The sequence below is a fragment of the Variovorax sp. P4_B10 genome, assembly GCF_056402375.1.
The window spans coordinates 20,492-43,922 of sequence record NZ_JBFUHN010000060.1; the positions used below are offsets into that span (position 1 = coordinate 20,492).

Annotated in this window: 20 protein-coding genes; 2 read left to right on the forward strand and 18 right to left on the reverse strand. The window is 67.2% G+C overall.

Going from position 1 to position 23,431, the window contains the following annotated elements; translation table 11 throughout:
- Positions 1–26 precede the first annotated feature (26 nt).
- The 18 genes from AC1DXX_RS23990 to AC1DXX_RS24075 all read right to left on the reverse strand — a co-directional run bounded on the left by AC1DXX_RS23990 (position 27) and on the right by AC1DXX_RS24075 (position 20,153).
- Entirely contained in the window at positions 27–1,367 is a 1,341-nt protein-coding gene (locus tag AC1DXX_RS23990; protein WP_478136714.1) for a sulfate adenylyltransferase subunit 1, read from the reverse strand.
- Positions 1,367–2,320: a sulfate adenylyltransferase subunit CysD gene (gene cysD / locus AC1DXX_RS23995; protein WP_478136715.1), complete on the reverse strand. Its 954-nt coding sequence runs from the start codon at positions 2,318–2,320 to the stop codon at positions 1,367–1,369. Before cysD ends, AC1DXX_RS23990 begins: the two co-directional genes overlap by 1 nt.
- A gap of 43 nt (positions 2,321–2,363) precedes the next feature.
- Complete coding sequence (locus tag AC1DXX_RS24000; RefSeq protein WP_478136716.1) at positions 2,364–2,996, reverse strand: phosphoadenosine phosphosulfate reductase domain-containing protein; 633 nt, start codon at positions 2,994–2,996, stop codon at positions 2,364–2,366.
- Positions 2,997–3,017: 21 nt separating this feature from the next.
- Positions 3,018–3,413, reverse strand: coding sequence for a DUF934 domain-containing protein (locus AC1DXX_RS24005; RefSeq protein WP_478136717.1), 396 nt, complete (start codon positions 3,411–3,413; stop codon positions 3,018–3,020).
- Positions 3,410–5,188 (reverse strand): nitrite/sulfite reductase, encoded by a 1,779-nt coding sequence (locus AC1DXX_RS24010; RefSeq protein WP_478136718.1) that lies wholly within the window; start codon positions 5,186–5,188, stop codon positions 3,410–3,412. The genes AC1DXX_RS24005 and AC1DXX_RS24010 overlap by 4 nt, the downstream gene beginning before the upstream one ends.
- A 335-nt stretch (positions 5,189–5,523) precedes the next feature.
- The gene (locus AC1DXX_RS24015; protein ID WP_478136719.1) at positions 5,524–6,345 is read right to left on the reverse strand and encodes a M55 family metallopeptidase; all 822 of its coding nucleotides are present in this window, start codon (positions 6,343–6,345) and stop codon (positions 5,524–5,526) included.
- On the reverse strand, positions 6,342–7,415 hold the full coding sequence (locus tag AC1DXX_RS24020) for a P1 family peptidase (RefSeq protein ID WP_478136720.1): 1,074 nt from the start codon (positions 7,413–7,415) through the stop codon (positions 6,342–6,344). The genes AC1DXX_RS24015 and AC1DXX_RS24020 overlap by 4 nt, the downstream gene beginning before the upstream one ends.
- Positions 7,416–7,425: 10 nt before the next feature.
- Positions 7,426–8,352 (reverse strand): glutathione ABC transporter permease GsiD, encoded by a 927-nt coding sequence (gsiD, locus tag AC1DXX_RS24025; RefSeq protein ID WP_478136721.1) that lies wholly within the window; start codon positions 8,350–8,352, stop codon positions 7,426–7,428.
- Positions 8,353–8,362: 10 nt separating this feature from the next.
- Positions 8,363–9,283, reverse strand: a complete 921-nt coding sequence (gene gsiC / locus AC1DXX_RS24030; RefSeq protein WP_478136722.1) for a glutathione ABC transporter permease GsiC — start codon at positions 9,281–9,283, stop codon at positions 8,363–8,365.
- Positions 9,284–9,363: 80 nt separating this feature from the next.
- Positions 9,364–10,917, reverse strand: a complete 1,554-nt coding sequence (gene gsiB / locus AC1DXX_RS24035) for a glutathione ABC transporter substrate-binding protein GsiB (RefSeq protein WP_478136723.1) — start codon at positions 10,915–10,917, stop codon at positions 9,364–9,366.
- Between the two features lie 69 nt (positions 10,918–10,986).
- Positions 10,987–12,864 carry a dipeptide ABC transporter ATP-binding protein gene (locus AC1DXX_RS24040; RefSeq protein ID WP_478136724.1) on the reverse strand — a complete coding sequence of 626 codons (1,878 nt, stop codon included), beginning with the start codon at positions 12,862–12,864 and terminating at the stop codon, positions 10,987–10,989.
- A gap of 31 nt (positions 12,865–12,895) precedes the next feature.
- On the reverse strand, positions 12,896–13,852 hold the full coding sequence (locus tag AC1DXX_RS24045; RefSeq protein WP_478136725.1) for an isoaspartyl peptidase/L-asparaginase family protein: 957 nt from the start codon (positions 13,850–13,852) through the stop codon (positions 12,896–12,898).
- Positions 13,849–14,814 carry a MurR/RpiR family transcriptional regulator gene (locus AC1DXX_RS24050; RefSeq protein WP_478136726.1) on the reverse strand — a complete coding sequence of 322 codons (966 nt, stop codon included), beginning with the start codon at positions 14,812–14,814 and terminating at the stop codon, positions 13,849–13,851. The genes AC1DXX_RS24045 and AC1DXX_RS24050 overlap by 4 nt, the downstream gene beginning before the upstream one ends.
- Positions 14,815–14,986: 172 nt before the next feature.
- On the reverse strand, positions 14,987–16,249 hold the full coding sequence (locus AC1DXX_RS24055; protein ID WP_478136727.1) for an MFS transporter: 1,263 nt from the start codon (positions 16,247–16,249) through the stop codon (positions 14,987–14,989).
- Positions 16,250–16,437: 188 nt separating this feature from the next.
- Positions 16,438–18,690 (reverse strand): copper-transporting P-type ATPase, encoded by a 2,253-nt coding sequence (locus AC1DXX_RS24060; protein ID WP_478136728.1) that lies wholly within the window; start codon positions 18,688–18,690, stop codon positions 16,438–16,440.
- 142 nt (positions 18,691–18,832) lie between these two features.
- Complete coding sequence (locus AC1DXX_RS24065; protein ID WP_478136729.1) at positions 18,833–19,240, reverse strand: Hsp20/alpha crystallin family protein; 408 nt, start codon at positions 19,238–19,240, stop codon at positions 18,833–18,835.
- 26 nt (positions 19,241–19,266) lie between these two features.
- The gene (locus AC1DXX_RS24070; protein ID WP_478136730.1) at positions 19,267–19,707 is read right to left on the reverse strand and encodes an Hsp20/alpha crystallin family protein; all 441 of its coding nucleotides are present in this window, start codon (positions 19,705–19,707) and stop codon (positions 19,267–19,269) included.
- Between the two features lie 107 nt (positions 19,708–19,814).
- Positions 19,815–20,153 (reverse strand): hypothetical protein, encoded by a 339-nt coding sequence (locus AC1DXX_RS24075; RefSeq protein ID WP_478136731.1) that lies wholly within the window; start codon positions 20,151–20,153, stop codon positions 19,815–19,817.
- 195 nt (positions 20,154–20,348) lie between these two features.
- On the opposite strand from AC1DXX_RS24075, the gene AC1DXX_RS24080 reads away from it, so the two are divergent.
- Both AC1DXX_RS24080 and AC1DXX_RS24085 read left to right on the forward strand, forming a co-directional pair.
- Positions 20,349–22,292 (forward strand): PAS domain-containing hybrid sensor histidine kinase/response regulator, encoded by a 1,944-nt coding sequence (locus tag AC1DXX_RS24080; protein ID WP_478136733.1) that lies wholly within the window; start codon positions 20,349–20,351, stop codon positions 22,290–22,292.
- 101 nt (positions 22,293–22,393) lie between these two features.
- Positions 22,394–23,422, forward strand: coding sequence for an aldo/keto reductase (locus AC1DXX_RS24085; protein WP_478136732.1), 1,029 nt, complete (start codon positions 22,394–22,396; stop codon positions 23,420–23,422).
- The last annotated feature ends 9 nt before the right edge of the window (positions 23,423–23,431 follow it).

Below are 23,431 nucleotides of genomic sequence, written 5' to 3' on the forward strand. Positions count from 1 at the left end.
AGTTTGATCGGGGAAAACCCCAGATTTTAGGCCTTTGCGGCGGCAGGCTGCACGAGCACGGCAGCGGCGGTCTTGTGGGAGGCCGTATCGACCAGCACCAGCGAGCCCAATGCGCGCGATTGCGTGAAGGGCAGCACGGCCAGCGGCTGCTGCAGCGCGAGCACCACGTCGCCGATGGAATTGGCTTCCAGCTGTGTCGTGGGCTCCGATTCGAGCGTCGTGATGTTCACGCGATCGACGATGCGCGCCACCTTGGCCTTGACCCAGCGGTGGCCCTGCAGCGCCCAKTAGACGCGGCCGGCGACCAGCGGCTCGTCGTCGAGCCAGGCCACGGTGGCGGTGATTTCGCGCACCGGCTCGAAGGCGCCCGGCGCCAGCAGCCAGTCGCCGCGCGACACATCGACTTCGCGGTCGAGCACGATGCCGGCGCTGTGGCCCGCATGCACCGTCTTGGGCTGGCGCGTGTGGCTCAGCACCTGGGCAACGGTCGCGGTCTGGTTGCTCGGCAGCACGGTCACGCGCTGGCCGGGCTCCACATGGCCCGAGGCCACGCGGCCCCAGAACACGCGGCGGCCCTGCGAGGTGTCGGCCGAGGCCGAGAACTTCTCGACCCACTGCACCGGGAAGGCAAAGGGCACGGCCTCGTCCTGCACGGTGACCGGCAGCTCTTCGAGCAGCTCGAGCAGGCTCGGGCCTTCGTAGCCGACCCAGTCGGCGTGGCGCGTGGCCACGTTCCAGCCCTTGAGCGCGGAGATCGGCACGATGGCCGCGACCTGCACGCCGGCCGCCTCGGCAAAGGCGTTCAGCGCGGTCGAAATGCGTTCGAAAGCCAGGCCGGCGTCGTCGATGGCGTCGAGCTTGTTGATCGCGAACACGATCGACTGCACGCGCAGCAGGTGGCACAGCAGCGTGTGGCGACGCGTCTGCGGCAGCAGCTCACGCTTGACCACGGTGCCGTCTTCCACTTCGGCAGCCCAGGCCAGCTTGGTCGCATCGACCAGCACCACGGCGGCATCGGCGGCCGAGGCGGCGGTGACCATGTTGCGGGTGTACTGCTCATGGCCCGGCGCATCGCCGATGATGAACTTGCGCTTGGCGGTCGAAAAGTAGCGGTAGGCCACGTCGATCGTGATGCCCTGTTCGCGCTCGGCCGAGAGGCCGTCGGTCAGCAGGGCGAGGTCGGTTTCGCCGCCGCGCTGCACGCCGGCGAGCTGGTCCTGCAGAACCGTCTTGCTGTCGACCAGCAGGCGACCGATCAGCGTGCTCTTGCCGTCGTCGACAGAGCCGCAGGTGATGAAGCGCAGGGCGGTGCCGGTGTCGCCGTGCACGTCGGAAGCGATGGCAGGGGTTGCAGTCGTCGCGCTCATCAGAAGTAACCGTCTTTCTTGCGTTTTTCCATGGATGCTTCGGAGGTCATGTCGTCCATCCGGGTGGCGCCGCGTTCGCTGACGTCGACCGACAGGGTTTCGAGCACCACGTCGCCCGCATCGGCCGCGAGGCTCTCGACCGGGCAGGTGGTCGTGATGTCGCCCACGGTGCGGAAGCGCACGTCGCGCACCTGCACGGTTTCGCCGTCGCGCGGCGGGGTGAGATCGGTCACCGGCACCAGCAGGCCGCGGCGCTCGACCACCTCGCGCTTGTGCGTGTAGTAGATCGACGGCAGGCCGACGTGCTCGCGCTCGATGTATTGCCAGACGTCGAGCTCGGTCCAGTTCGAGATCGGGAACACGCGGAAGTGTTCGCCCGGCGCCAGGCGCGTGTTGAACAGCGTCCACAGCTCGGGGCGCTGGTCCTTGGGCTGCCATTGGCCGAAGCTGTCGCGGTGCGAAAAGATGCGCTCCTTGGCGCGCGCCTTTTCCTCGTCGCGGCGGGCGCCGCCGATCAGCGCGTCGAAGCGGAATTCTTCAATGGCTTCGAGCAGCGTCACCGACTGGTGCGCATTGCGCGATTCGCCGGGGTGCGCGAGGCGCACGGTGCCGCGCGCCATCGAGTCCTCGACGCTGCGCACGATCAGCTCGGCGCCCAGCTCCTTCGCGCGCTGGTCGCGGTAGGCCGTCACTTCGGGGAAGTTGTGGCCCGTGTCGATCATCAGCAGCGGGTAGGGAATGCGGCCGGCACCGAACGCCTTCTCCGCGCACTTCAGCAGCACCAGCGAATCCTTGCCGCCCGAGAACAGCAGGGTGGGGCGCTCGAAGGCGGCTGCCACTTCGCGCAGGATGAAGACGGTTTCTTCTTCCAGCGCATCGAGGTGCGTGTTGGACAGGCGCGCAGGAGAGTGCATGGGCGGCAGCAGCAGTTCGGTTTCGGTACGGGCGTTCATGGGGTGGTGTGCTGAATGCGAAGAAGCAGTGAGGCGTTGGCGCTCAGTGCGCGAGATGCAATCCGCACTCGCGGTTGTCTTCGCCTTTGGTCGGGTCCACGTAGTCGAAGTTGTTGGGCAAGCCGTGCGCCTCGCAGTATTCGTACAGCTCCTTGGACGACCAGTGCAGCAGCGGCGCGACCTTGATCAGGCCATCCGGATTGACGCTGACCGGGTCCATCTGCGCGCGCACGGCCGTGTCGGTGGCCCGGAGCGCGGTGAACCAGACCTTCGGTGCCGTCTCGCGCAGCGCGCGGGCAAAGGGCTCCAGCTTCACTTCTTCCGTGAAAGCGGCATGGCGCGGATCGTCGAGCGCCGGCGTCGGGCCCTCCACCGCTTCGCGATGCGCACGCGAGCGGCGTGGCAGGTAGATATGCAGGTCCAGGCCCAACTGCTTGGTCACCTCGTCGGCAAAACGGTAGGTGGCCTCGGTGTTGTAGCCGTTGTCCATCCAGATCACCGGAACATCCCGCTTTGCGCGCGTGACCATGTGCAGGATCACGGCCTCGAAAGGGCGGAAATTGGTGGTGATGATCGAAGGCTGGCCCAGGCCGATCGCCCAGTCCACCAGGCCCTCTGCGTTGCGGCCGAGTTCGGTGTTGATGCGTGCGAAGTCGATGTCCGTGGCGATGCTCATGTCGAAGGTTCCGATGCGTTCTCAGTTGCCGGCCGCGAAGTGCGGCGCGGTCTTTACCGCATCGCCCTGGTAGAAGGCGGCAAAGCGGTCGAACTGGCGCTGCGCGTCGGAGGCGTCCACGCCTTCTTTCAGCACGGCGCTCGAGAAGCCGGTGCGTTCCATCTGCACCAGCTGGTCGATCAGCACGTCGCCGGTGGCGCGGATGTCGCCCTTGAAGCCGAGGCGGCGGCGCAGCAGGAAGGCCTGGCTGTAGGCGCGGCCATCGGTGAACTTCGGAAAGTTCAGGTCGATGCGCTCGATGTCGGCCAGGCACACCTCGATGGCGAGCGGGTCGGCATCGTTGGCCAGCTGCAGCACCTTCGGGTCGCCGTCGTCGATATGTTCTTCGGCGGAAAGAATGTTCAGAGTCTTGTTCATGCTGCTTCCTCCACCTTGAAACGCGCACCGTTGGCTGCGGCCTTGAACGGGTCGGGCCCGACGCGGCGCAGCGTATCGATGAATGTCTCGCCCGACACGCGGGTATCGCGGTAGGTGGTGAGCACGGCCTCGATCACGCCCGGCACTTCGGCCGCCGAGAACGAGGGCCCCACGGCCTTGCCGGCCATCGGCGCGCCGCTGAGCGCGGAGCCGTCGGAGCCGCCCAGCGACACCTGGTACCACTCCTTGCCGTCCTTGTCGACGCCGAGGATGCCGATGTGGCCGCTGTGGTGGTGGCCGCACGAGTTGATGCAGCCGCTGATGTGCAGGTCGATCTCGCCCAGGTCGTCGAGCTCGTCGAGGTCTTGATAACGCTCGGTGATCGCTTCGGCGATGGGGATCGAACGCGCATTGGCCAGCGCGCAGAAGTCACCGCCGGGGCAGGCGATCATGTCGGTCAGCAGGTGCACGTTGGCGCTGGCAAGGCCTGCCGCGCGGGCAGCGAGCCACAGCGCATGCAGGTCTTCGGCATGCACCCAGGGCAGCACCACGTTCTGGTCGTGCGTGACGCGGGCTTCGCCGGCCGAGAAACGGTCGGCCAGCTGGGCGAGCGTGTCGAGCTGGTCGGCCGAGGCATCGCCGGGCGCCTGCTTCAGGCGCTTGAACGACAGCGTGACGGCGCGCAGCGCGGGGTTCTTGTGCGGCGCCACGTTGCGGGCCAGCCAGCGGGCGAATTGCACGTCGTCGGCGGCGTGGTTGCGCAGCTCGGCGTCGGTCTTCTCGGCGCTCTGCAGCACGCGGGTGGCGAGCGTCGGCGGCACGAAGGAGGCGGCCACGCGGTCGTACTCTTCCTGCGTGATGGTGTGCGGTGCGCCGTCGTGCTCGAGGATCTGCTTGTACTCGGCCTCGACGTCGTCGATGTAGCGCTGGCCTTCGGCCTTCACCAGGATCTTGATGCGCGCCTTGTAGATGTTGTCGCGGCGGCCATAGCGGTTGTAGACCCGGATCACCGCTTCGAGGTAATTCATGATCTGCTGCCAGGGCAGGAACTCGCGCAGCACGGTGCCGATGATGGGCGTGCGGCCCATGCCGCCGCCCACCTGCACGCGGAAGCCGACTTCGCCGGCCTCGTTCTTCACCACATGCAGGCCCACGTCGTGCCAGCCGGTGGCCGCACGGTCTTCGGTGGCGCCGGTGATGGCGATCTTGAACTTGCGCGGCAGGAATGCGAACTCGGGGTGCAGCGTGCTCCACTGGCGCATGATTTCCGCGAACGGACGCGGATCGGCGATTTCGTCGACGGCAATGCCGGCGCGCTCGTCGCTCGTGATGTTGCGGATGCAGTTGCCGCTGGTCTGGATGCCGTGCATGTCGACCGATGCCAGCAGGTCCATCACGTCGGCCGACTTGGCGAGCGGAATCCAGTTGTACTGGACGTTCTGGCGCGTCGAGAAGTGGGCGTAGTGGGTCGGCAGCTTGTGGGTGCCGAGCAGGCCCTGCGTTTCGAGCGCCTTCTTGTAGACCTCGGCCTCGGGCTCGTCGTACTCGCGGGCAATGCGGGCCAGCACGCGCAGCTGGCGGCTCGAAAGCTCGCCGTAGGGCACGGCGACGCGCAGCATCGGCGCGTAGCGCTGGACGTACCAGCCGTTTTGCAGGCGCAGGGGGCGGAACTCGTCTTCGTGCAGGCGGCCCTTTTGCCAGCGCTCGAGCTGGTCCCGGAATTGGGCGGCCCGTTGGTGGACGAACTGGCGATCGAATTCTGTGTATTGGTACATCGTGCGGTATGTCTTGAAAGTGCGGTGCGTCCAGCGCCCCAGCAAGAAGCCGAGATTCTGAAAGCGGGCCTTATGGAAACAAACTATTTTTTGGTTCGCGCTTTATGCGGATAAGCTTATTCACCAATGCCGACGCGGGTTTCCGGGCGGTTGGATGCTTATTCTGGATAAGGGCGAGGGGTGCCTGAACAGGCAAGGATAAGGCCCGAGGAGAGCCCGAGGCGCGCGTGGGACTTGTTCCCTCTCCCGCGTGCGGGAGAGAGTTAGGGTGAGGGCAGCGGCATGCCCATCCCCAGCCTCGCTAGCCCTCTCCCGGGGGGAGAGGGAGTAATACTTCAGCGCAGCATCGACGACATGGCCGAACAGCAGTTCAGCATGCGCACGGCGGCTTCCACGGTATCGGCGGTGAAGCGCAGGGTGACGCCGTCGAGGCGCTCGAAGGCCGGCCACTGGCAGAACAGGTCGGCCATCATCGGCGACTGGGTGCGCAGCGTGACCACTTGCGGGCCCTTGAAGACGAGCGGGCTTGCACCGGCGCGCGCAGCCAGCGCCTCGGCCACGCCAGCCCGGATCGCCTGGCGCGATTGCTCGGGCGAAAGCGACACGCCGCTGTTGAAGCCCGTGGCGCGCTTCGTCTGCACGAAGGTCGCATGCGGAAAGATCGGCCGGTTCTCGGTGATGAACACATCGTCGCCGCTGGCCATCACCACCGGCACGCCGTACTCGCCGGCCAGCGCGCCATAGAGCCCGGCCTCGCCCAGCTCCTGCTCGCCGAGCCGGATGCCGGCAAAGGCAAAGCTGTTGATCGTGTGCGCGAGGATGCCGCGTCCCTGCGCGCGCGAGTGGTAGCCCACCATGCAGACCGCCTCCACGCCTTCTTCCTCCACGCCCGCCACCATGCTCAGGTAGCGCGGCTTGCCCTGCACGACGCGGGCGCGTGGGTCGAGCACGTCGGGCGGCATGTTGCGAAAGCCGCCGTGCGAGTCGTTGACCAGCACCTCGGTGGCGCCGGCATCGAAGGCGCCGGCAATCGCCGCGCTGGCCTCGTGCGCCATCAGGAGGCGGGCGCGTTCGTACTCGGGGTTGCCCGGCCGCGCCTGCTCGTGGTGGTAGACGCCCGCAACGCCTTCGATGTCGGTGGAGATCAGGACTTTCATGGGAGGGTGTGCGGTTGCGCGAAAGAAGAAAGGGAAGAGAGCGGCAGCAGCTCCGAGAGTGCCGCCCGGTGGTTGCCGTCGCGGCCGGTGACAGCCGTGGCGCGCCAGAGCGCGTGAAGAATGGCCTGCTCGGTGCTGTCGGCCGCGGCCTGGAAGAGTCCGTCGAGCAGCCCGTCATGCACCATCGCGATGGTCGGCATCGGGCGGTCGACGCGGTCAGGCACGGTGTAGGCGGTGGAGAAGGCCAGCACGATGTCGCCGCTGCCGTGGCCGAAGACCGAGCCGGTGCGGGCCAGCCCTGCGCCTGCGCGCAGGGCCAGCCGGCGCAGCTGGCGCGCATCGAGCGGTGCATCGGTGGCGACGACGATGATGATCGAGCCTTTCTCCGGCTCCTTGCATTCGGCCGTGCTTTGCGCGGCCAATCGCTCGCCGACTGCGTGGCCGGCCAGAACCAGTTGCGGCTGGCGCCCGTAGTTCGCCAGCACCAGCGCGCCCACGGTATGCACGTCGCCGTCAGGCGCCGACACGCGGCGCGAGGCGCTGCCGATGCCGCCCTTGAGCTGGAAGCTCGACATCCCGCGCCCTGCGCCGACCGAGCCCTGCGCGAAGTCGGTGCTGGCGCTTTCGAGCGCATGCAGGTAGTCGGCCTCCGTCACGGCCAACCGCTGGATGTCGTTCAGAAAACCGTCGTTGCACTCGAAGACCAGCGGATTGACCGTGGGCAGCGAACGGCCGCTCTCGGGGTTGGCTGCCACGCAATGGCGGATCTGCGCCGTGGCGACCGTGCCGACCGAGAAGGTGTTGGTCAGCGCAATCGGCGTTTCGAGCACGCCGAGCTCGGCGAGCTGCACCAGCCCCACGCTCTTGCCGAAGCCGTTGAGCACCACGGCGGCGGCCGGCACCTTGTCGCGGAACGGATCGCCAGGGTGCGGCCGAACGACCGTCACGCCGGTTTGCACACCGCCGTCGTCCAGCGTCTGGTGRCCGACCATGACGCCTTCGACGTCGGTGATGGCGTTGCGTGCGCCCTGGAGCAGGTTGCCGATGTAGGGCAGGGTGATGGATGACATGAAGGAAGAACTACTGCCGGTCGATCTTCGGATCGAGCGCATCGCGCAGCGCGTCACCCAGCAGGTTGAAAGCGAGCACCGTGAAGAAGATGGCCAGGCTCGGGAACAGCGCCACGTGCGGCGAGGTGACCATGTCGGCGCGCGCCTCGTTGAGCATGGCACCCCATTCGGGCGTCGGCGGCTGCGCGCCCATGCCGAGGAACGACAGGCTGGCCGCCGTGATGATCGAGGTGCCCACGCGCATGGAGAAATACACCACGATCGACGAGATCGTGCCCGGCAGGATGTGCCGCACGATGATGGTCCAGTCCGACGCGCCGATGCTGCGCTCGGCCTCGATGTAGGTCTGCTGCTTGAGCACCAGCGTGTTGCCGCGCACGAGCCGGGCAAAGGCCGGCACGCTGAACACCGACACGGCCACCACCACGTTGGTCATGCTGCTGCCGAGGATGGCGACCACGCCCAGCGCGAGCAGGATGCCGGGGAAGGCGAACAGCACGTCGGAGATGCGCATCACGATGCGGTCCCACCAGCCCTCGTAGTAGCCGGCGAGCAGGCCGAAGGCCGTGCCGACGAAGCCGCCCACCAGCACCGACAGGAAGCCGGCGGCCAGCGAGATGCGCGTGCCCATCAGGATGCGGCTGAAGATGTCGCGCCCCAGCGGGTCGACGCCGAACCAGTGCGTGGCCGAGGGCCCGCTGTTCAGCATGTCGTAGTCGAAGAAATTCTCTGCGTCGAAGGGCACGATCCACGGTGCGAACACCGCGACGAACACCAGCAGCAGCACGAAGATCGCCGCGACGATGCCCACGGGCTGCTTCTTGAAGCGCCGCCAGCATTCGCCCCAGGGCGTGCGGACCTTGCCTGCGGTTTGCACCGCGGCGACGGGGGACAGTGGAACGATGGTTTCGGCAGGCACGCCGGTAGCTTGCGTCATGGCTGCTTGCTCACTTGTAGCGGATGGTCGGGTTGATGTAGCCATAGAGCACATCGACCACGAGGTTGATCAGGATGAATTCGAGCGAGAACAGCAGCACCAGCGTCTGGATGACGGGGTAGTCGCGCATCTGCACCGAGTCGACCAGCAGGCGGCCGAGGCCGGGCCAGTTGAACACCGCCTCGACCAGGATCGAGCCGCCCAGCAGGAAGCCGAACTGCAGGCCCATCATGGTGACGACCGGAATCAGCGCGTTGCGCAGCGTGTGCTTGAACACCACGCCATATTCGGCCACGCCCTTGGCGCGCGCGGTGCGAACGAAATCTTCCTGGATCACCTCGACGAACGACGCGCGCGTGAAGCGCGCCATCACGGCCGCCACGGCCGCGCCCAGCGTGATCGAGGGCAGGATGTAGTGCTTCCAGGTCGCGGCGCCCACCGTGGGCAGCCAGCCGAGCTGGACCGAGAAGATCTGCATCAGCAGCATGCCGAGTGCAAATGCGGGAAATGAGATGCCCGACACGGCCAGCGTCATGCCGAGCCGGTCGGGCCATTGGTTGCGGAACACGGCAGAGACGATGCCGATGCCCATGCCGAAAATCACCGCCCACACCATGCTGGTGATGGTCAGCATCACCGTCGGGAAGAAGCGCTCGGCAATCTCCGTCGACACCGCCCGCCGCGTGCGGATCGAGGTGCCGAAGTCGCCTTGCAGCATGTGGGTGAAGAAGCTCACGAACTGCTGCGGCAGCGGCTTGTCGAGCCCGAGCTCCTGGCGAACCATGGCCACGGTCTGCTCGTTGGCGTCCTGGCCGGCAGCAAGGCGCGCCGGGTCGCCGGGCAGCATGTGGACGAACAGGAACACCAGCACCGCCACGATGAGCAGCGTGGGGATCAGGCCCAACAGTCGTTTGAGAAAGTAATTCAGCATGGGGTGCGGGTGTCGCGAGCGGGCGATGGCGGGATGCCACCGCCCCTCGGACAGTCAGTCAGGGAACGAAGGACCGGCGATCAGTTCGACACGGAAATCGCATCGATGTTGATGTTGCCGTCAGGCATCACGAACACACCCGACAGGCGCTTGGCGTGCGCCGACAGGTTCTGCTCCGTGACCATCGGCACGCGCGGCAGGTCCTTGCGGATCTCGTCCTGTGCGGTCTTGTAGAGCGCGGTCCTTTCCTTTTCGTCGACCGTCACCAGCGCCTTGGCCAGCGCGTTGTCGACCACTTCGCTCTTGTAGAACGACATGTTGTTCAGCTTGGGCGCCCAGGCTTCCGAGGCGAACAGCGGGCGCAGGCCCCAGTCGGCTTCACCGGTCGACGACGACCAGCCCGTGTAGTACATGCGAACCTTCGCCGTCTTCGGATCGGGCCATGCATCCACCTGCTCCGTGCGCTGGCCCACTTCGAGCGCCTGCACCTGCAGCTTGATGCCGATCTGCGCGAGTTGCTGCTGCACGAACTGGATCGTCTTCTGCGAGGTCGTGTTGTTGTAGGCGCTCCACAACACCGACTCGAAGCCGTCGGGGTAGCCGGCTTCCTTCATCAGTTCCTTGGCCTTCTTCAGGTCGTAGGGAATCGGCGCCATCTTTTCGGCGTACTTCACGCCCTGCGGCACGATGCCCTGCGCGGGGAAGGCATAGCCGCCGAAGGCGACCTTGGCCAGCGCTTCCTTGTTGATGGCGTAGCCGATGGCCTCGCGCACCTTCGGGTTGTCGTAGGGCTTCTGCAGCATGTTGAATGCCAGGAAGCGCGTGATGATCGAGGGCGTGGCCACCACTTCGAGCTTGTCGGTCTTCTTCAGCAGGTCGGCCTGCTCATAGGGAATGGGATACGCGAAGTCGGCTTCGCCGGTCTGCAGCATCGCGGCGCGCGTGTTGTTCTCGAGCACCGGCTTCCACGACACGGTGTCGATCTTCGGATAGCCCTTTTTCCAGTAGCCGTCGAACTTCTTGGCCTTGACGGCTTCGGTCTGCTTCCACTCGACGAATTCGAACGGGCCGGTGCCCACGGGGTGGAAGGCGATGTCCTTGTTGCCCCACTTCTTCAGCGCGGTGGGCGAAATCATCGCGGCCGATGCATGGGCCAGCGAGTTGATGAAGGGGCCGAAGGGTTCCTTCAGCGTGATGCGCACCGTGGTGGGGTTCAGCGCCTCGACCTTGCCCACGCGGTTGAACTGGTTGTAGCGCAGCAGCTTGTTGTCCTGGTTCAGCACGCGGTCGAGCACGAACTTCACGGCCTCGGCGTTGAAGTCGGTGCCGTCGTGGAACTTGACGCCGCTGCGCAGCTTGATGGTGTAGACCAGGCCGTCCTTCGACACCTCGTAGCTCTCGGCGAGCACGTTCTGCACCTTCAGGTCCTTGTCGAACTGGAACAGGCCTTCATAGAAGGTCTTGGTCACCGCGGTGGTGATGGTGGTGTTGGTGTTGTACGGGTCCAGCGTTTCCGGCTGGTAGCCGATCGACAGCACCACGTCTTTTGCGGCCAATGCCGTGCCCGATGCAGCCAGCGCGGCCAGGCCCAGCAGTGCCGATGCCCATCGCAGGGAGGAAGAAGATTGCTTCATGGAAAGAACTCCAGTCGGTTCGAGGAAAAAAGCAGGAGGGCCTGCGGGTTGGAAAAATCGGTTGATCGATCAGAAGGCGCCACCGATGGCGTGCCGTGCAACGAAGTGCCCGGGCGCGACCTGCACCAGCGGCGGCACGTCGGGCTCGTCGCCGACCGCGCGGATCGGGCTGGGAATCTCGCCTTCGAGCAGCGCGCGTGGCTTGTGGCGGCGCGACGGGTCGGCCACCGGCACGGCCGCCATCAGCTTGCGGGTGTAGGCGTGCTGCGGTGCCTCGAACACCGCGCGGCGCGGGCCGATCTCGACGATCTGGCCGAGGTACATCACGGCCACGCGGTGGCTGATGCGTTCGACCACGGCCATGTCGTGCGAGATGAACAGGAAGGCCACGCCCAGCTCGCGCTGCAGGTCGAGCATCAAGTTGACGATCTGCGCCTGGATGGACACGTCGAGCGCCGAGACCGATTCGTCCGCCACCACGACCTTGGGATTCAGGGCCAGCGCGCGTGCGATTGCGATGCGCTGGCGCTGGCCGCCCGAGAACTCGTGCGGATAACGCTGCGCAACTTCAGGCGGCAGGCCGACCTTCTGCAGCAGCCAGTCGACGCGCTGCTGCGCCTCGGCGCCCTTGGCGATGTTGTGGATGAGCAGTGGCTCCATGATCGAGAAGCCCACCGTCACGCGCGGATCGAGCGAGGCGAACGGGTCCTGGAAGATGAACTGGATGTTGCGGCGCAAGGCCTGCAGTTCGCGCGTGGGCAGCTCGCGGATGTTCTTGCCGCCGAACTCGATGGCGCCGCTCTGGCTCTCGACCAGGCGCAGCAGCGAGCGGCCGGTGGTCGACTTGCCGCAGCCCGATTCGCCCACCAGCGCCAGCGTCTCGCCGGGGTAGAGGTCGAAGCTGATCTTCTCCACCGCATGCACGCGGCGCTTCACACGGCCGAACACGCCGCTGCGCACGTCGAAGCGGGTGACGAGGTCGCGCACGCGCAGGATCGGGCCGGCCTCTTCGCGCACGGTGGTCTGCGGCGTGGTGTTCGTGCACGGCACGGTCTCGGGGCTGCCTTCGGTGCGCAGCAGCTCGAATTTGGCCGGCAGGTCGGTGCCCTCCATCGCGCCCAGCTTCGGCACCGCCGACAGCAGCGCCCTGGTGTAGGGGTGTTTCGGCGCTGCGAACACGGTGTCGGAGCTGCCTTCTTCCACCTTGTCGCCGCGGTACATCACGAGCACCCGGTCGGCGATCTCGGCCACCACGCCCATGTCGTGCGTGATGAAGAGCACGCCCATGTGCATCTCCTTCTGCAGCTCGCGGATGAGCTGGAGGATCTGCGCCTGGATCGTCACATCGAGCGCGGTGGTGGGCTCGTCGGCAATCAGCAGCTGCGGCTTGCACGACAGCGCCATCGCGATCATCACGCGCTGGCGCATGCCGCCCGAGAGCTGGTGCGGAAAGCGGTCGAGCACGTTGCGCGCCTCGGGAATGCGCACCAGCTCCAGCATGCGCAGCGCCTCGGCGCGCGCGGCCGTGTTGCTCTTGCCCTGGTGGATGCGGATGGCCTCGGCGATCTGGTCGCCGGCGGTGAACACCGGGTTCAGCGAGGTCATCGGCTCCTGGAAGATCATCGCGATGTCCGCACCGCGGATGCTGCGCATCGTGGTGTCGCGCGCCTGCGCCAGGTCGAGCACCTCGCCATTGCGGCGGCGAAACGCCATGCTGCCGCCGAGGATGCGGCCGCCGCCGTGTTCCACCAGCCGCATCAGCGCGAGCGAGGTGACCGACTTGCCCGAGCCCGATTCGCCCACCACCGCGAGCGTTTCGCCATGGTCGACGTGGAAGGACAGGTTCTTGACGGCATCGACGGTGCGCTCGGAAGTCGAGAAGCGCACGGTGAGGTCGTCGACGGCGAGGACGCGGCCGTCCGGCAGGGCGAGGGCAGGGGTGGACATGGGAGTGCGAGAGAAAGAGGGCGCGTGCGTATCAGGCGAAGATGGCGGTCACGGGGGCTTCGTCGCCGCGCGCGTGGCCGCGGTACATGCCTTCGGTGTTGAAGGCGAGGCTCAGGTTGCCGTGGCGGTCGATGGCGATCAAGCCGCCCGTGCCGCCGATGGCGGGCAGCGACTGCTGCACGACCGCATGTGTTGCGGCTTCGAGCGTCGCGCCACCGTAGGCCATGCGGGCGCAGACGTCGTAGGCCGCCGCGACGCGGATGAACATTTCGCCGCTGCCGGTGCACGAGACCGCGGCGGTGCGGTCGTCGGCGTAGGTGCCGGCGCCGATCAGCGGCGAATCGCCGATGCGGCCGACGCGCTTGTTGGTCATGCCGCCGGTCGAGGTGGCTGCAGCGAGGTGGCCATGCATGTCGAGCGCGACCGCACCCACGGTGCCGAACTTCTTGTCTTCGTCGAGCGGCGGCGTCATCGCGGCGCCTTCGTGATCCACGACGACGCGGCCGGTGTCCCGCACGCGGTAGAGCTGCTGGCGGCGCGCCTCGGTGGAGAAGAAAAAGGGCTCGACCATTTCGAGCCCGCGATCGCGTGCGAAGGCTTCGGCACCCGCGCCGGCCAGCAGTACATGGGCACCATCTTCGAGCACGGCGCGCGCGGCGCGCACCGGGCGGCGGACGTGGTTCACACCGGCAATGGCGCCGGCGGCGAGCGTGGCGCCGTCCATCACGGCGGCATCGAGTTCGTGGGTTTCTTCGTGCGTGAAGACCGCGCCGTAGCCTGCGTTGAAGAGTGGGCAGTCTTCGAGCATCTCGACCGCGAGGCAGGTGGCGTCGAGCGCGGATGCGCCCTGGAGCAGCGCCGCCTGCGCGGCGCGCACGATGTTCTGCAGCGCGTCGTGGTAGGCCTGTGCCTGCGCTGCGTCGGTCGTGGCGGCGCTGATGGTGCCGGCACCGCCATGGATGGCGATGACGGGCGTGTCGTTCTTCATCGGGAAGCTTTCTTCTTTTTATCGAGGGTGCCGGCATTGGCGGCGGCACCGGCGGGCTGGGCGGAGACGTCGGCCCGCGCGGGGCCTTGCCCGCCATGCAGCCAGGGGCGCACGGCCTGCAGCACACGGCTGGCGGACTGGACTGCGCCGGGTGCGCGCAGCGCGACCGCGCTGGTCAGCGCTTCGATCAGCGCGAGCACGCTGGTTTCGCAGTTGGGGCGGTAGCTGGTTTCGGTCTGGCAGTAGAGCGCCACGTCGGCCAGCGGCGCGAGCGGTGAGCTGGGCCGGTCGGTCAGCGCCAGCACCGCGCAGCCCTGGCCGCGCGCGATCTGCGCCAGTGCCACGGTGTCGGTGAGGTAGCGCGGAAAGGTCAGCCCGATGAACAGGTCCTGCGGCCCGGCGTGCATCAGCGTGCGCGCGGCATGCGTGACGCCGCTGACGCTGGACAGCATTCGCACGTCGTTGCAGGAGCCATCGAGCCCGTGCTGCAGCAGGCCCGCCAGCCACGCGCTTGCGCCGAAGCCGGYGATGTAGATGGAGCGTGCCTTGCCGACGCGCTGCACGGCGGCCTCGCAGGCGGCGTAGTCCAGCGTCTGGCGCGTGGCTTCGATGTTGCGCCGGCTCTCGTCGAGGGCGGTGGCGAACACCTCGGCGACCGTGGTCGGATGCTCGAGGTTGCCGCGCAGCCGTTCCACTGGCGCCACCAGCGGCTCGAAGCCGCGCACGAGCTCGGCGCGGAAGGTGGCGTAGCCGTCGAAGTCCAGCGCGCGGGCAAAGCGGTTGGCCGTGGCGACCGAAACGCCCACTGCGGCGGCGAGTTCGTCGATGGGCAGCGTCGCGACCTGCAGCGGGTGTTCCAGAACGAAGTCGGCCACCTGCCGGTGCGAACGCGTCAGCCGCGGCAGCGCCTGGGCAATGCGTTGGGCCACGGTGGTGCCAGAGGTCTCGGCGTTGATGCTCATGAAAGGTGTAGCGTGCCCGAAAGTGTGCATTTCTTGAAAATCGGCTTACAAATATAAGTCAATTAAGAAAATTTTCTGTCATTTCTGATCGAGATTGCAAGGATCGGGCCAGGATTCAGGGTTTGTACCGATGATCCGGGTGTTCGCAACCCCGTTTCATCCCGCCGCGCGGTTACTCCCCGTCGAGCCGGTCCCGCCGCATGGCACGCCAGAGCGCGAGGTCGTAGGAAATCTTCAGAAGCCCGCATGCGATGAGCGGCAGCGAGATCCATCCGGCTGCGAACAGCGCGCCGCTGAGCGTCGGGCTGATGGCCGCGGCCAGGCTCCGCGGCACGGCGGTGAAGCTCGCTGCGGCGCTGCGTTCGGCCGGCGTCACGACCGCCATCACGTAGGCCGTTCGCGTGGGCACATCCATCGACGACAGAGCGCTGCGGATCATCAGCAGGCCCAGAGCGACCGGCAGGCTCGGCGCCAGCGCGGCCAGCACCAGGCAGACGTTGGCCGGCAGGTGCGTGAAGACCATGGTGTTGAGCAACCCGATGCGCCGGGCGACCCGCGGTGCGGCGAGCTGCGACGCCGCGCTGAGCAGGCCGGTCCAGAAGAAGAACACGCCAGCCTGGGTCAGCGAGAAGCCGAATCGCTCCAGCAGCCACAGCGACATCAGCGCGTTGACCGTCAGCCCGCCGGCAAACGCGTCGACGCTGAAGAGTGCCGCCAATCGCACCACGACGCGGCGCGAAGGTCCCAGGGGTGCCGGCGCGACAGGCGCGCTGTCCGCGTTGCCGGCGCCAGCGTGGGCTGGCAGGTTTCTATAGAGCCAGAAGACGATCAGCCCGATCGCCGCGTAGACCCCGAACATCCCGCGCAGCGCGTCGAGCCGCGCGAACTCGCTGTGCCGAACCAGCCAGTCCGGCACCGCCGCGGCCAGCGCACCCAAGGCTGCGCACAGGGCACCCAGGAGGCTGTAGCGTGCAAACAGCGCGGTTCGTGCATGGCCTTGTGCCGCGGCCGCCAGGCGGGCGTGCTCGAGGGGAAGAAACACGCTGACGTCGCCGGAACTGGGGTTGAGCGTGCCGACCAGCGCGACGACCAGCAACGGCCAGAACGAGGACAGGCCCGCAAAGCCCAGGCCGGTGGCGGCCATCAGCAAGGCCGCGCCGCGCAACAACCGTCCTCCTGCGAAGCGATACCCCCAGGCGCCGACCGCGAGCGTCGCGAGCGCCGAGCCCAGCATCGTCGCCGTGCTGACGATGCCTACCTCCAGCGTTCCGAGCCCGATCGACAGCAGGTAGGCCGGCAGCAGCACCGCCATGTATCCGTCCCCGAAGGCGCGAAGCCCCCGCGCGGCGAGCAAGGGCAAGGCGCCGGGATCGACCCCGGAGGGCAGCAGGCGCGCGAGACCCATGCGCAGGCGCGGCACGGAAGGGGTGCTCATCGCCGCCACCCGACCAGATCCGTCGGCATGGTGGGGAGGGGCGCAGAAAGCGCAGGCAGTGCGTCAGGCAGTACGGTGTCCACGGCTAGCTCCGTTGTGAGTCGCCAGCGCTTGGACGGGACACCGTCAATCTTTGCAGACCGGGAGGCTGTTTTCCCGGGAAGGGCATCGTAGCAGTCCCCTCGTCGTCATTCCAGCCTGCTGGAGCGCAGCCGCAGCGAGTTCGCAATGACGCTGACCGAAGAAAGCGCCATGGCGGCGGCTGCGACGACCGGCGAGAGCAGGATGCCGAAGAACGGATAGAGCACGCCAGCCGCGATGGGTATGCCGAGCACGTTGTAGCCGAAAGCGAACCAGAGGTTGAGGCGGATGTTGCGCATCGTTGCCCGCGACAACTGGCGCGCTTTCACGATCCCCATGAGGTCGCCATGCAGCAGGGTCACGCCCGCGCTCTCCATCGCCACGTCGGTTCCGGTCCCCATGGCGATGCCGACATCGGCCGCCGCGAGCGCCGGCGCATCGTTCACGCCGTCTCCCGCCATGGCGACCACGCGGCCTTCGGCCTTGAGGCGCTGCACCACGGCGGCCTTGTCCTCGGGAAGAACCTCGGCGACGACCTCCTCGATGCCCAGCTCCCGGCCGACCGCCTCGGCCGTGATCTTTCCATCGCCGGTCAGCATGACCACCCGGATGTTTTCCTGTCGGAGGGCGGCGATGGCTTGCGCGGTACTCGCCTTGACGGGGTCCGCGATGCCGACGAATCCGGCCAGCCGGCCATCGATGCCGACGAAGATGACCGTGGCCGCCTTGGCGCTTACGGCCTCGGCGGCTGCGGCCAGCGCGGCAACCTCGATGCCGCTCTCGGCGAGGAACTTTGCGCTTCCGCAAACCACCCGCAGGCCCTGCACCACCCCCACCACGCCTTTCCCGAGCGGCGAGTCGAAGTCGGCGACGGGCGAAAGCGCGAGCTTGCGCGCCAGCGCGTCCGCGACGATGGCCGCAGCCAGGGGGTGTTCGCTGGCTCTCTCGACGCTGGCGAGCTTCTGGAGGACATCGTCCGGGTCGAAGCCATCGGTGGTCTTCACCTCGACCACCTTGGGGCGCCCTTCGGTCAGCGTGCCGGTCTTGTCGACCACCAGCGTGTCGACCTTTTCCATGCGCTCCAGCGCCTCGGCGTCCCGGATGAGCACGCCGCCCTGTGCGCCGCGGCCGACGCCCACCATGATGGACATGGGCGTTGCCAGGCCCAGGGCGCACGGACAGGCGATGATGAGAACGGCAACCGCCCCGATGAGCGCATAGGAAAACGCCGGGCTCGGTCCCCACAGCAACCAGGCGGCAAAGGCGAGGGCGGCCACGGCGATGACGGCGGGCACGAACCAGCCGGCCACCTGGTCTGCCATGCGTTGGATCAGTGCCCGGCTGCGCTGGGCCGCGGCCACCATATGGACGATCTGCGAAAGCAAGGTGTCCGCGCCGACCTTCTCGGCGCGCATCACGAAGCCGCCGGTCTGGTTGAGCGTCCCGGCCGTCACTTTCGACCCCGGCACCTTGGCCACCGGCATCGGCTCTCCGGTGACCATCGATTCGTCGACGGTTCCCTTGCCATCGGTCAGTTCGCCGTCGACGGGCACCTTCTCGCCCGGCCGCACGCGCAGCAGCTCGCCCACCTGCACGGTTTCCAGCGCAACGCGCTCGTCGCTGCCGTCTGCCCTGACGCGCAACGCCTCCTTCGRCGCCAGGTCGAGCAGTGCGCGGATCGCGCCCGACGTCTTCTCCCTGGCCCTCAGTTCGAGCACCTGGCCGAGGAGCACCAGCACGGTGATGACCGCGGCGGCTTCGAAATAGATGGGCACCGCGCCGCCGGACGCCCTGAACTCGGGCGGGAAGGCTTGCGGCGCGAGCGTTCCGACGATGCTGTACACCCAGGCGACCCCGGTCCCCAGGGCGATGAGGCTGAACATGTTCAGGCTGCGATTCCTGACGGAGGCCCACGCCCGCACGAAGAAGGGCCAGCCGGCCCAGAGCACGACGGGCGTTCCGAACAGCAGCTGGATCCAGTTCGAGGCCTGCTGCCCGACGAGGTGATGGATGTCGGCCACATGCGCGCCCATCTCCAGCGCAAAGACCGGAACGGTCAGTGCCAGGCCCAGCCACAAGCGCCGTGTCATGTCGCGCAACTCGGGGCTTTCGCCTGCCTCGGCCGCAGCCACCACGGGTTCGAGCGCCATGCCGCAGATGGGGCAGTTCCCCGGGCCCGCCTGCCGCACCTGCGGGTGCATGGGACATGTGTACGCGGCGGGCTCCCCGCCTGCCCGCGGCGCGGCCACGGGCGGCGACGCCGGGTGGCCGGCGTGCGCTTCATGGCCGTGGTGCGCGTGGTGTTCCGTGGCGTCGGGCTTCCCGGCCGCTTGACTTCCTGGCGAGGTCTCGGACTTCATTGGCGTTCTCTCTTGCTCCGCTGTGCTGGCGTTGCAGTCTCTACCCTTCCACCGTGGGAAGGTCAAGCGCTGCGTTTCGCCCGCTTCGGCTTCAGGGCGGAACAAGAAGGAAATACGCCGTGCGCCGGGTTGTCCAGGGGGCCTAGGCGACCTTGATGTCGATGCGCCGCGGCTGGGCATGGGCCGCCTTGGGAATCCGCAGCTTCAGCACACCCTGCGCAAGCTCGGCCGTCACGTTTTGCGTGTCCAGCTCCTTGCTGAGCGTGAAGACGCGGCGGAAACGGCCCAGGCCAACCTCCGTATGGCTGGTCTTCAGCCCTTCCGGTATCGCGAGGGCAGACTCCGCTTCGATCGTCAGCGTCGCCGCTTCCACCTGGAGATTCAGCTTGTCCCGGCTGACGCCCGGAAGGTCGGCGTAGAGCGTGATGCCGCTCTCGTCCTCGATCACGTCGACCGGCGGCGTCAGCGCGGCGTCGCTGTAGTGGGAGCGTTCCTTCTGGGCATTCACGCCCGGCGCGGCTGCGCGCGCGGTCTGGATGTCGTTGCTCATGGCGGGTCTCCTTTCGTTTGTTCTCGTCACTGGATGGCGATCCGGCGCGCCTGCTCGGATGCCCGGCGCTGCACCCGGATGTGCAGAACGCCGTCGCGCAGCTTCGCCTCCACGGCGTCGGGGTCCGCGTCGTCGGGCAGCGTCATCACGCGCCGGAACGCGCCCTCGAAGCGCTCGTTGATGTGCACGGTTGCCTTGCTGTCTCCTGCCGGAGGCAACGCGCTCTTGCGCTCCCCGGCGATGGTCAGCAGGCCGCGCTCCAGGTTGACCTCGAGGGTCGAGGGCTCCACGCCGGGCGCGAAGGCATAGATTTCCAGGGCTCCCGGCGTGCTGCCCACGTTCAGCGCAGGAAAGCCGTTGCGGGCAAAGCCCCGGATGGTGGGAGACAGATCGAAGGCCTGCTGCACGTCGTGCTGCAGGCGAYCCATCTCGGCAAATATGTCGCGAGGAAAAAGAGAACGGTACATGGCGAAACCTCCTGTTGATCCAATGCAGCGCCGGGGGGGACCGGCGCTTCCAACGGGTGATTCAGGCGCCGAGACGGACAGTGCGAGGGGCTCGGCGCGTCGCGGCCCTAGTGCGGCCTGGCCGTGTCGCCGCGGTTTGCGGGAGGAGGCCCGGGCGGTTGGGCGTGCGCGGTGGTCTTGATCCGCGGCATCCGGAATCGCCAGCGCGGCGGGCGGGATTGCGGATAGCTGAACTTCGCCAATTCCTCGCGTCCCTTCTCGGTGATGGCCAGCACCTGGGCCGCTGTAGGGGAGCCCGACAGGGAGAGCGGGTCCGAGGGCGATGGCACCAGGGCGATGACGAGCCCTGCGGCCCGGAGCACCCTGACCTGGTCGATGTCCTCGGTGCGATGGAACGAGACAGGCAGGCGGGAGCCGGCGATTTGCGTGAGCAAGTTCATGGTCATTTCAGTACCTCCTTTTCGGTCGACCAATTTCCGACGGAGAAGAAGATAGACGCGGCCGAGGCCGATTTCAAGAGGGGAAGAGAGGGAGGAATGAGGACTGCGGCCTTGTCCGACATGTGTCCGCGGCAAAACGCAATGACGTTTCGGTGGGCCCGACCGCATGCTGCAGCGGTTGCCTCAACGCGAGATCCAAAAATGGCCAACGGCAGCGCTCCAGTCACGAACCAAGAACCTGCCCCAGACCTGAGCGGCCCCCTCAACCTCGGACTGGTCACGAACGCCGACTACCGGCTGATGATCGAATCGATTGCGGACTGCGCGATTTTCTTGCTCGACCCCGGCGGCATCGTGCTCAGCTGGAATGCGGGCGCAAAGCGACTCAAGGGCTACGAAGCCCACGAAGCGATCGGCCGCCACCTGTCCATCTTCTGTCCCCCCGAGTTGCTGGAAAAAAACCGGCCGCAGCACCAACTCGAGGTTGCAGCGGCATCGGGGCAGTTCCAGGAAGAAGGATGGAGGCTTCGCAAGGACGGAACGCGCTTCTGGTCCAGCGTGGTGATCACCCGCCTGACAGGCCCCGACGGAAAGCTGCGCGGCTTCTCGCAGATCACGCGTGACCTGTCGGATCGCCAGAAGCAGGACGATTTGCTGCGGGCCAGCGAAGAACGCTTCCGGCTGATGGTCGACGGCGTGAAGGACTACGCGATCTTCATGCTCGATCCCGGCGGCTATGTCGTGAGCTGGAACACGGGCGCGAGGGCCACCAAGGGCTACGAGGCGCATGAAATCATCGGCAAGCACTTCTCGCTCTTCTATCCACCGGAGGTGGTTGCCACGGGATTCCCCGCCAAGGAGTTGAGGGTGGCGCGCGAAGTCGGCCGCTTCGAGGACGAGGGCTGGCGTGTCCGGAAGGACGGCAGCCGATTCTGGGCGAGCGTGGTCATCACGGCGCTGTTCGACGAGACGGGGCGTCACCGCGGGTTTGCCAAGATCACGCGCGACCTGACCGAGCGCCGGCGCATCTCCACGCTCGAAGACGAGGGACGCCGCATCACGACCTTCCTGGCCATGCTCGGCCACGAGTTGCGCAACCCCCTGACGCCGATCTCCAACGCGGTGGCGATCATGGAGCGCCTGGGCCAGGGCGCCGACACCAAGACGCTGGCGCGGATGAGCAGCATCATCGCCCGCCAGCTCAAGCAGATCACGAGGCTGGTCGACGACCTTCTGGATGTCGGGCGCATCACCAGTGGAAAGATCCACCTCGAATCCAAGCCCGTGAAGCTTTCCGAGGTGATCGACGAAGCCCTCGAAATGCTCAAGCCGTCCGCCGATGCCAAGCATCACGCGCTTGTCTACCGCAGCCCGGCCGCCGACCTGTGGATCACCGGGGACCGTGCCCGCATGATCCAGGTGGTCTGCAACCTGCTCAACAACGCCATCAAGTTCACGCCGGACGGCGGCCGCATCGAGGTGCGGCTGCAGGAGGCCGGCCCCGACGTGGAGATCAGCGTCAACGACAACGGACCGGGCATCGCGCCCCTCCATCTGCCGCAGGTCTTCATGTTGTTCGCGCAGGGCGAACAGGAGATTTCCCGGCCCCAGGGCGGGTTGGGCCTCGGGCTGACGCTCGTGCAGCAACTGGTGACGCTCCACGGCGGCGACGTCAGCGCGTTCAGCAAGGGCCTGCCGGGCGAGGGCGCCGAATTCGTCATCCGCCTGCCGCGCGCTGCCGCGCCGCTGCAAAGGAAAAGGAACGAAGAGGGCGGGGCGAAGAAAGTGATTCTCGTGGTCGACGACAACGGGGACGCGGCGGAGACGATGTGTCTCCTCGTGGAGAGCCTGGGCTACCTGAGCCGGACAGCCTTCGACGGCCCGTCGGCACTCGAGGCGATCAAGGTCGAGCAGCCGGATGTCGTTCTACTGGACATCGGCTTGCCGGGCTTCAGCGGGGTCGAAGTGGCTCGGCGGGTCCGCCGGGAAATTGCCCATCCACCGACGCTGGTTGCGGTCACGGGCTTCGGACAGGCGTCGGACCGCGACGCGAGCCTGGCCGCCGGCTTCTACGCGCACCTGACCAAGCCGATCGACGCACATCAGCTGGAAAGCCTGCTCGAGCGGCTGCTTGGCAAACCCTGACTCGCAAAGCCCGACTCGCGACGAGGTTCAACTGCTGCGGCCAACAATGGGCCGACGGCGGGCCGGGCGGCCCGCCGCGTCATATTCGAAGGAGTAGCACTTTGGAATACCGTTACCTGGGCAGATCGGGCCTCAAGGTCCCCGTGTTGAGTTTTGGCACCGGCACCTTCGGCGGCAAGGGCGAGTTTTTCAGCGCCTGGGGCAGCACCGACGTGGCCGAGGCGCGCAAGCTGATCGACATCTGCATCGACGCGGGCGTCAACATGTTCGACAGCGCAGACATCTATTCGGACGGCGCCGCGGAGTCGGTGCTCGGCGAAGCCATCAAGGGCCGGCCGCGCGACCAGCTCATCCTCTCGACCAAGGCCACCTTCCAAAGCGGCGAAGGGCCGAACGAGGTGGGGTCGTCGCGCCACCATCTCGTGCAGGCGGTCGATGCGGCGCTCAGGCGGCTGGGCACCGACTACATCGACCTGTTCCAGCTGCACGCCTTCGATGCGGGCACGCCGGTGGAAGAAACCCTGTCCACACTCGACGACCTCGTGCGCGCGGGCAAGCTGCGCTATGTGGGCGCGTCGAACTTCTCGGGCTGGCACCTGATGAAGTCGCTGGCCGTGGCCGAGCGCTGCGGCTACCCGCGCCATGTGGCGYACCAGGCCTACTACTCGCTGGTGGGCCGCGAGTACGAGTGGGAGCTGATGCCGCTCGCGCAAGACCAGGGCGTGGGCGCCGTGGTCTGGAGCCCGCTGGGCTGGGGGCGGCTCACGGGCAAGATCCGCCGCGGCCAGCCGCTGCCCGCCAACAGCCGCCTGCACGTGACGGCCGACCAGGGTCCGCCGGTGCCCGACGAACTGCTGTACCGCGTGGTCGATGCGCTCGAAAAAGTCGGCGCCGAAACCGGCAAGACGGTGCCGCAGGTCGCGCTCAACTGGCTGTTGCAGCGGCCGACGGTGTCGAGCGTGGTCGTCGGCGCGCGCGACGAAACGCAGTTGCGCCAGAACCTCGGCGCGGTGGGCTGGAACCTCACGCCAGCGCAGGTCGCCGAGCTCGATGCGGCCAGCGCCACGACGCGGGCCTATCCCTACTGGCACCAGCAGGGCTTTCTCGAGCGCAACCCCAACCCGGTCTAGGGCCTAGGC